Genomic DNA, 6,813 nt, shown 5'->3' on the forward strand with positions numbered 1-6,813 from the left:
CGCGTCCACCACGATGATCGCCGTTCCGACGTCGACCGTCGTTCCCTCGCCGAAGCGGATCTCGCTGACCACCCCGTCGAACGGGATGGGCAGCTCGACGGCTGCCTTGGCCGTCTCCACCTCGCAGATCACCTGCCCGTCGGTGACCGTGTCACCGACCGCGACATACCACTTGAGGATCTCCGCCTCGGTCAGTCCCTCACCGACATCCGGCATCCTGAACTCGAGAAAACGCTGCGTCCGTGCGGTCATGGTCGTCACAACCCTCTCCTCAGAACGCCAGCGCGCGGTCGACGGAGTCGAGTACGCGGTCCAGACCCGGCAGGTACTCGTCCTCCAGGCGGGCCGGCGGATACGGCGCGTGGAAACCGCCCACCCGCAGCACCGGCGCCTCCAGGTGGTAGAAGGACCGTTCGGTGATCCGGGCGGCGATCTCGGCGCCGGCCCCGTAGAACACCGGCGCCTCGTGCACCACGACCAGCCGGCGGGTCTTCTCCACCGAGGTCTGGATGGTGTCGAAGTCGATCGGCGAGAGCGACCGCAGGTCCAGGACCTCAAGGTCGCGGCCCTCGTTGGCGGCGGCCGCGGCGGCCTCCAGGCACACCTTCACCATCGGCCCGTAGGCAGCCAGGGTCAGATCGGCGCCCTGCTTGACCACGACGGCCTTGTGCAGGTCGCCGGGCACCGACTCGACGTCCACCTGGCCTTTGTCCCAGTAGCGCCGCTTCGGCTCGAAGAAGATCACCGGGTCGTCGCACTCGATGGCCTGCTGCAGCATCCAGTAGGCGTCCGAGGGATTGGCCGGCGAGACCACCTTCAGACCGGCGACGTGCGCGAACAGCGTCTCCGGCGACTCGCTGTGGTGCTCGACCGCGCCGATGCCGCCGCCGTAGGGGATGCGGATGACCACGGGCAGCTTGATCTTGCCGAGCGCCCGGGCGTGCATCTTGGCCAGCTGGGTGACGATCTGGTCGTAGGCCGGGAAGACGAAGCCGTCGAACTGGATCTCCACCACCGGGCGGTAGCCGCGCAGCGCCAGCCCGATCGCGGTGCCGACGATGCCGGACTCGGCCAGCGGGGTGTCGATCACCCGGTCCTCGCCGAAGTCCTTGTACAGGCCGTCGGTGATCCGGAAGACGCCGCCGAGCTTGCCGACGTCCTCACCCATGATCAGGACCTTGGGGTCGCTCTCCAGCGCCTTGCGCAGCGACTGGTTGAGGGCCTTGGACATGGCCATCGTGGTTGCCGTCTCGCTCATGTCAGTGCCCCTTCCCGGCGCCGGCTGCGGAATCGGTCGCCGTGCCGGTCGCGGAACCGGCCGCGGAGTCCGCGGCGGAGTCCGTCGTGGGGGAGCCGTTCGCGGCCCCCTCGCCCCGGCTGTCCGCGAAGGAGTCCAGGTAGGCCGCGAACTGTGCCCGCTCCTCGTCGACGAGCGCGTGCCCGTCGGCGTAGGCGTGGTCGAAGATGGCCATGGTCTCCGGATTGCGCATGTTCCGCACGCCGTCCCGCACCCGCTTGGCCAGCGCGTCCGCCTCGGTGCCCAGTCCCGCGTAGAAGTCCTCGTCGGCCAGGCCCTGCTGGTCGAGGTAGGTGCGCAGCCGGGCGATCGGGTCCTTCGACGCCCACTCCACCCGCTCGTCGTCGTCCCGGTAGCGGGTCGGGTCGTCGGTGGTGGTGTGTGCGCCCATCCGGTAGGTGAAGGCCTCCACCAGCATCGGTCCCTGGCCGCTGCGGGCGTGCTCCAGGGCCGCCCGGGTGACGGCCAGCACCGCGAGCACGTCGTTTCCGTCGACCCGGACGCCGGGGAAGCCGTAGCCGGCCGCCCGCTGGTAGATCGGCACCCGTGACTGCTTCTCGGTCGGCTCGGAGATCGCCCACTGGTTGTTCTGGCAGAAGAACACCACCGGCGCGTTGTAGACCGCCGCGAAGGTGAAGGCCTCGGCCACGTCGCCCTGGCTGGAGGCGCCGTCACCGAAGTACGCGATCACCGCCGCGTCCGCGCCGTCCTTGGCGATGCCCATCGCGTAGCCGGCGGCGTGCAGGGTCTGCGAGCCGATCACGATGGTGTAGAGGTGGAAGTTGTTCTCGTTGGGGTCCCAGCCGCCGTTGTTGACGCCGCGGAACATGCCGAGCAGGTTCAGCGGGTCGACGTCGCGGGTCCATGCCACGCCGTGCTCGCGGTAGGTGGGGAAGATGTAGTCGTCCGGACGGGTGGCCCGTCCGGAACCGATCTGGGCCGCTTCCTGGCCCAGCAGCGAGGCCCACAGGCCCAGCTCGCCCTGCCGTTGCAGGGTGATCGCCTCGGCGTCGAAACGGCGGGTCAGCACCATGTCGCGGTACAGGCCACGCAGCTCTTCCGGCGTCAGGTCGATGGAGTACTCGCTGTGCTCGACGCGCTCGCCCTCGGGGGTCAGCAGCTGTACGAGCCCGGGCTCGTCCCCACGGCGCTTCGCGCCGCCGCGGGTAGTCCTCCGCGCGGCAGTGCTCTTCACGCTCACGTTCGCTCCTCCGTCTGTCCGGCCCCCGGGGTCTGCCGGGGAAGCCAGGTGCGGCTCACCTGGTCCGACGTGACGCACGGGGTGTGTGCGGCATGGCCGAGCCAGGCGTCATGATGCCACGGCGATGGGCCTGCAAGAACAGACGTTACCTACAAGTTCCACCATCGCGCGAAGCCGTCCCACCTGCGGTTTTGCTTTGATTTCCTACTAAACGGCATTCCCGCAGGCCACCGGGACCATCGCACCGTATCCCGGATGCGGAAAGTGCGTAAGAGGCAGCGGGACCGCGGCGGTGCGAAATCCGGGCCTGGGGTGAGCAGGGACATGTCCAGCGACATATCCGCGTATTCCGCCCCGACGGCGAGCCCGGTCGAGGGCCTATCAGGTCCGGGCGGGTGGGCGCCAGTTCGTCCGGACGGTCCCGGTCGGTGATCTACGCTGAGCCGCGTGACGGGCACGGCATCGGCGCCGCCGCTGACGGTTGTGCTGCGCCGCTATGAGGACGCGGGGAGGCCGCTCACCTGCGAACCCGTCCCCCGGGGGCTGCTCAACCGGGGATGGCGGGTGACCACCACCGAGGGCCGTTTCTTCCTCAAGCAGTACATCGCCGCGGACACCGCCGCGCCGGACGTCGTGCTGCGCCAGCACCACGCCACCCGCCGCCTGGCCCAGCTGGGCCTGCCCATCGCGGCGCCGCTGCCGGACGCCCGCGGCGCGACCGTGACCGTCTCCGGCGGCGCCGGTTACGCCCTCTTCCCCTGGATCGACGGCCGCCACCGCGAAGGCACCGACCTCAGCCCCGCCCAGTCCCGCCGGCTCGGCGGGCTGCTCGGCCGGGTGCACACCGGCCTGGCCCGCATCCAGCCGCCGGCCCCGGCCGTCCGGCACCTGAGCGCCGACCCCGACCGCACGCACGCCCACATCGACCAGCTGCTCGCCCTCGTCCGCGGCCACCGCCCCTACGACGCCTTCGACGCGCTCGCCGAACACCGGCTGCTGGAGCGCCGGGCGCTGCTGCGGCAGTACGCGCACCGCCGGCCGCCCGCCGCGGAGGGACCGGTCAGCGGCTGGGTGCACGGCGACTTCCACCCGCTGAACCTGCTCTACCGGGGCCGCGAACCGGCCGCCATCGTCGACTGGGACCGGCTCGGCGTCCACCCGCGCGCCGAGGAGGCGGTACGGGCCGCCGCCATCTTCTTCGTCCACCCGGTCACCGGCCGGCTGGACCTGCGCAAGGTGCGCGGCTACGCGCGGGCCTACCGCCGCGGCGCCCGGATCGCGGCGGCCGAGGTGGCCGCGGCGGTGCACCGGGTGTGGTGGGAGCGGCTGAACGACTTCTGGATGCTGCACTGGCGCTACCAGCGCCGCGACCGCCGCTCCGACCCGCTCTTCCCGGCCGCCTCGGCGCTCGCGGTGTGGTGGACCGAGGAGTACGAGGCGGTGCTGGACGCCTTCACGGGGTGAGGGCGGGAGCCGCTGATGGTGGCGGCTCCGGAACCGGGGCCGGGACTGGTGCCGGAGCCGGCGCTTGTGCCGCATTCGGAACCAGCGGCGGAACCCGCTCCGGAACCGGCGCGGGCCGGTTCCGGTCGCTCACCCGGTGCGGCTCAGCGGTTGCGGTTGGCGCGATTGGCGCCGGAATGGTCGGGGCCCTGGCCGCCCCCGCCCCCGCCGTCGGTCGGGGAGGCGGTGTCGGTCGGGGCATCGGGCGTGGTCGGCGGCGGCGTCGTCGTGGTGGGCGGCGTCGTCGCCGGCTTGCTGGTCGGCGGGGTCGTCGCCGGCTTGCTGGTGGGCGGCGGCGTGGTCGGCGTGGTCGGCGGCGGCGTCGTCGTGTGGGTGTCGGTGGGGCGCGTCGGCTGCGTCTCGGTCGGCCCGGTGCTGAACTGGCCGGTGTCGGTCGGCACGTCGGACGGCGAATCCGAGGGGGCCCCGGTGTCCTGGGTGACCGTCGGCGAGTCCGTCTGGCTCGGCTTGCCGCCGCTGCCGCCGTTGCCGGAGAAGTGGGTGGCGGCGAAGACACCGAGGGCCACGACCATCACCGCGACGATGGCGAACAGCACCGGCTTCAGCCAGCGGTTCTCCCGTGCGGGCGGCGGGGCGCCGTAGCCGTGCACGTCGTCGGGGCCGCCGGCCCCGGCCACGCCCGCCAGCAGCGGCAGGCCGAACTCGGCGGTACTGCCGGAGCCGGTGTGCGGGCCGCCCTGGGAGACGACGGTGGGCGACGGAAGGGGACCGGGCGCGATCGCGGTGACCGCCCCGGTGTTCCACCGGCCGCCACTCCAACCACCCTGGTCGTGCAGGGCCTGGAGCGCGTAACCGACGACGCCGCGCATCTCCTCGGCACTCTGGAAGCGGTCGTCGGGCTGCTTGGCCAGCGCGCGCAGCACCATGCCGTCCAGCTCGGGCGGTACCCGGTTGTTGACCTGCGAGGGGATCTGCGGCTGGTCCTGGACGTGCTGATACACCACGGACAGCGGCGTCTCACCGGTGAACGGCGGGCGCAGCGCGAGCAGTTCGTAGAGCAGGCAGCCGGTGGCGTAGAGGTCGCTGCGGTGGTCGACGGTCTTGCCGAGCGCCTGCTCGGGCGACAGATACTGCGGGGTGCCCATGACCATGCCGGTCTGCGTCATGGTGCTCGCCGCGCCGTGCAGGGCCCGGGCGATGCCGAAGTCCATCACCTTGACCTGACCCGTCGATGTGATGATCACATTGGCGGGTTTGATGTCGCGGTGCACGATGCCGTGCTGGTGGCTGTACGCGAGCGCGTCCAGCACCCCGGAGACGATCAGCAGCGCCTGCTCGACGGGCGGCGGCGTGGGCCCGTTCAGCAGATCCTTGATGGTGTGGCCCTCGACCAGCTCCATCACGATGTACGGGACGGTGCCGGTGGCGGTGCGGTCCTCACCGGAGTCGTAGACGGCGACCACCGCGTGGTGGTTCAGACCGGCGACGGCCTGTGCCTCGCGGGTGAACCGGGCCTTGGACACCGGGTCCTCGGCCAGGTCGGTACGCAGCAGCTTCACGGCCACCGTGCGCCCGAGCCGGACGTCCTCGGCCGCGAACACCTCGGCCATACCGCCCCGGCCGAGCTTTCCGCTCAGCCGGTAACGGCCGTCGCCCACCAGCGAACCCTCGCCCCACTGGCCGGAGCTCTCCGACGCCCCCGTGCCGGCGGTCGTCTCGTTCCGGTCGACCATCAGTCCTCGCCGTCGTTCGTCCATCGGTCGTTCGGCAGCCATGCCTCTGGTGCGCCACCGTACCGCTTTTCGGGGGACTGAATCCCCCCTGTCCACAGGCTCGGTCCCCTGCCGTGCGGGCGACCGGCGGCCCGTCGGCGCGGTGTGGTGGAAGTCATGGCCTCTTGGCCGGTACAAGGAGGAGGCGGGCAGCGCCTCCGGGGTGCTGCCCGCCTCCTCCAAGTGGGCCGGCCGGCAGGCGCCGGCAGGCCCCGGTTAGAGGTACGGCTAGAGGTACGGTCCGGAACGGGCCCCCTGGGCCTCTTCCTGGTCGTCCTCGTGCGAGAGCACCCCGGGCGGCAGGGCGCGGCGCATCTGCTCCAGCTGGGCGCGGGCCGCCATCTGCTGGGCGAACAACGCGGTCTGGATCCCGTGGAAAAGGCCCTCCAGCCAGCCCACCAGCTGAGCCTGCGCGATCCGCAGCTCCGCCTCGCTGGGCACGCTCTCCTCGGTGAACGGCAGCGACAGCCGGTCCAGTTCCTCCACCAACTCGGGCGCCAGCCCGGCCTCCAGCTCCTTCACGGAGCTGGCGTGGATCTCCTTCAGCCGTACCCTGCTGGCTTCGTCGAGAGGAGCCGCTCGCACTTCCTCCAGGAGCTGCTTGATCATGCTGCCGATCCGCATCACCTTCGCCGGCTGCTCGACCATCTCCGTCACCGGAATCTCGCGGGGCCCATTCCCCTCGGCATCCCCCTTCGGCGACCCGGTCAAAGCCATCCCGTCCGGGCCCACCACCAGGACCTGCTGATTCTGCCCGCCCTTCGGGCTCTGCGCGTTCTGTGAATCCCGCGGGTCCTGCGCGTTCTCCGGCGACCGTTCATTCATCGGCATCTCCATACCTCCATTGTCCCGCACCTCCTCCAACGACTCATCCCGACGGCCCCTTTCCCTCCCCGCCCCCACACACCCAGCCCGCCAGTCCCCCCGGGGCCTGGGCCACCCCAACCGCCCGGGAGCCCACCGGGGCCCCTGCGGGGGCGCGGGGAACTGCGCGAGCAACCACCCCCGGGCCGAAGATCTCGCTGGGCCCTCCACCCGACCCCCACGGGGGGAAGCCCCGGCAGGGGGCGGGCCGGCCC

At 71.7% G+C, this 6,813-nt stretch carries 6 protein-coding genes; 1 reads left to right on the forward strand and 5 read right to left on the reverse strand.

Going from position 1 to position 6,813, the window contains the following annotated elements; genetic code table 11:
• The 3 genes from GA0115240_RS08560 to pdhA all read right to left on the reverse strand — a co-directional run.
• A partial coding sequence (locus GA0115240_RS08560; RefSeq protein WP_305111276.1) for a biotin/lipoyl-containing protein occupies window positions 1–252 on the reverse strand: 252 nt, incomplete at its 3' end.
• Between the two features lie 19 nt (window positions 253–271).
• Window positions 272–1,258, reverse strand: coding sequence for an alpha-ketoacid dehydrogenase subunit beta (locus tag GA0115240_RS08565; RefSeq protein ID WP_237554722.1), 987 nt, complete (start codon window positions 1,256–1,258; stop codon window positions 272–274).
• A gap of 1 nt (window position 1,259) precedes the next feature.
• Complete coding sequence (pdhA, locus tag GA0115240_RS08570) at window positions 1,260–2,498, reverse strand: pyruvate dehydrogenase (acetyl-transferring) E1 component subunit alpha (protein WP_093736056.1); 1,239 nt, start codon at window positions 2,496–2,498, stop codon at window positions 1,260–1,262.
• A gap of 447 nt (window positions 2,499–2,945) precedes the next feature.
• On the opposite strand from pdhA, the gene GA0115240_RS08575 reads away from it, so the two are divergent.
• A complete protein-coding gene (locus GA0115240_RS08575) occupies window positions 2,946–3,962 on the forward strand; it encodes a phosphotransferase (RefSeq protein WP_256069612.1) in 1,017 nt (338 codons plus the stop codon).
• Window positions 3,963–4,105: 143 nt separating this feature from the next.
• Here GA0115240_RS08575 and GA0115240_RS08580 read toward each other — a convergent pair whose 3' ends face one another.
• Together GA0115240_RS08580 and GA0115240_RS08585 are read right to left on the reverse strand one after the other, a co-directional pair.
• Window positions 4,106–5,719, reverse strand: coding sequence for a protein kinase domain-containing protein (locus tag GA0115240_RS08580; RefSeq protein ID WP_370673297.1), 1,614 nt, complete (start codon window positions 5,717–5,719; stop codon window positions 4,106–4,108).
• Between the two features lie 243 nt (window positions 5,720–5,962).
• Entirely contained in the window at window positions 5,963–6,571 is a 609-nt protein-coding gene (locus GA0115240_RS08585) for a bacterial proteasome activator family protein (protein WP_093736059.1), read from the reverse strand.
• Window positions 6,572–6,813 lie beyond the last annotated feature (242 nt).

Source organism: Streptomyces sp. DvalAA-14 (assembly GCF_900091855.1).
Taxonomy (GTDB): Bacteria; Actinomycetota; Actinomycetes; order Streptomycetales; family Streptomycetaceae; genus Actinacidiphila.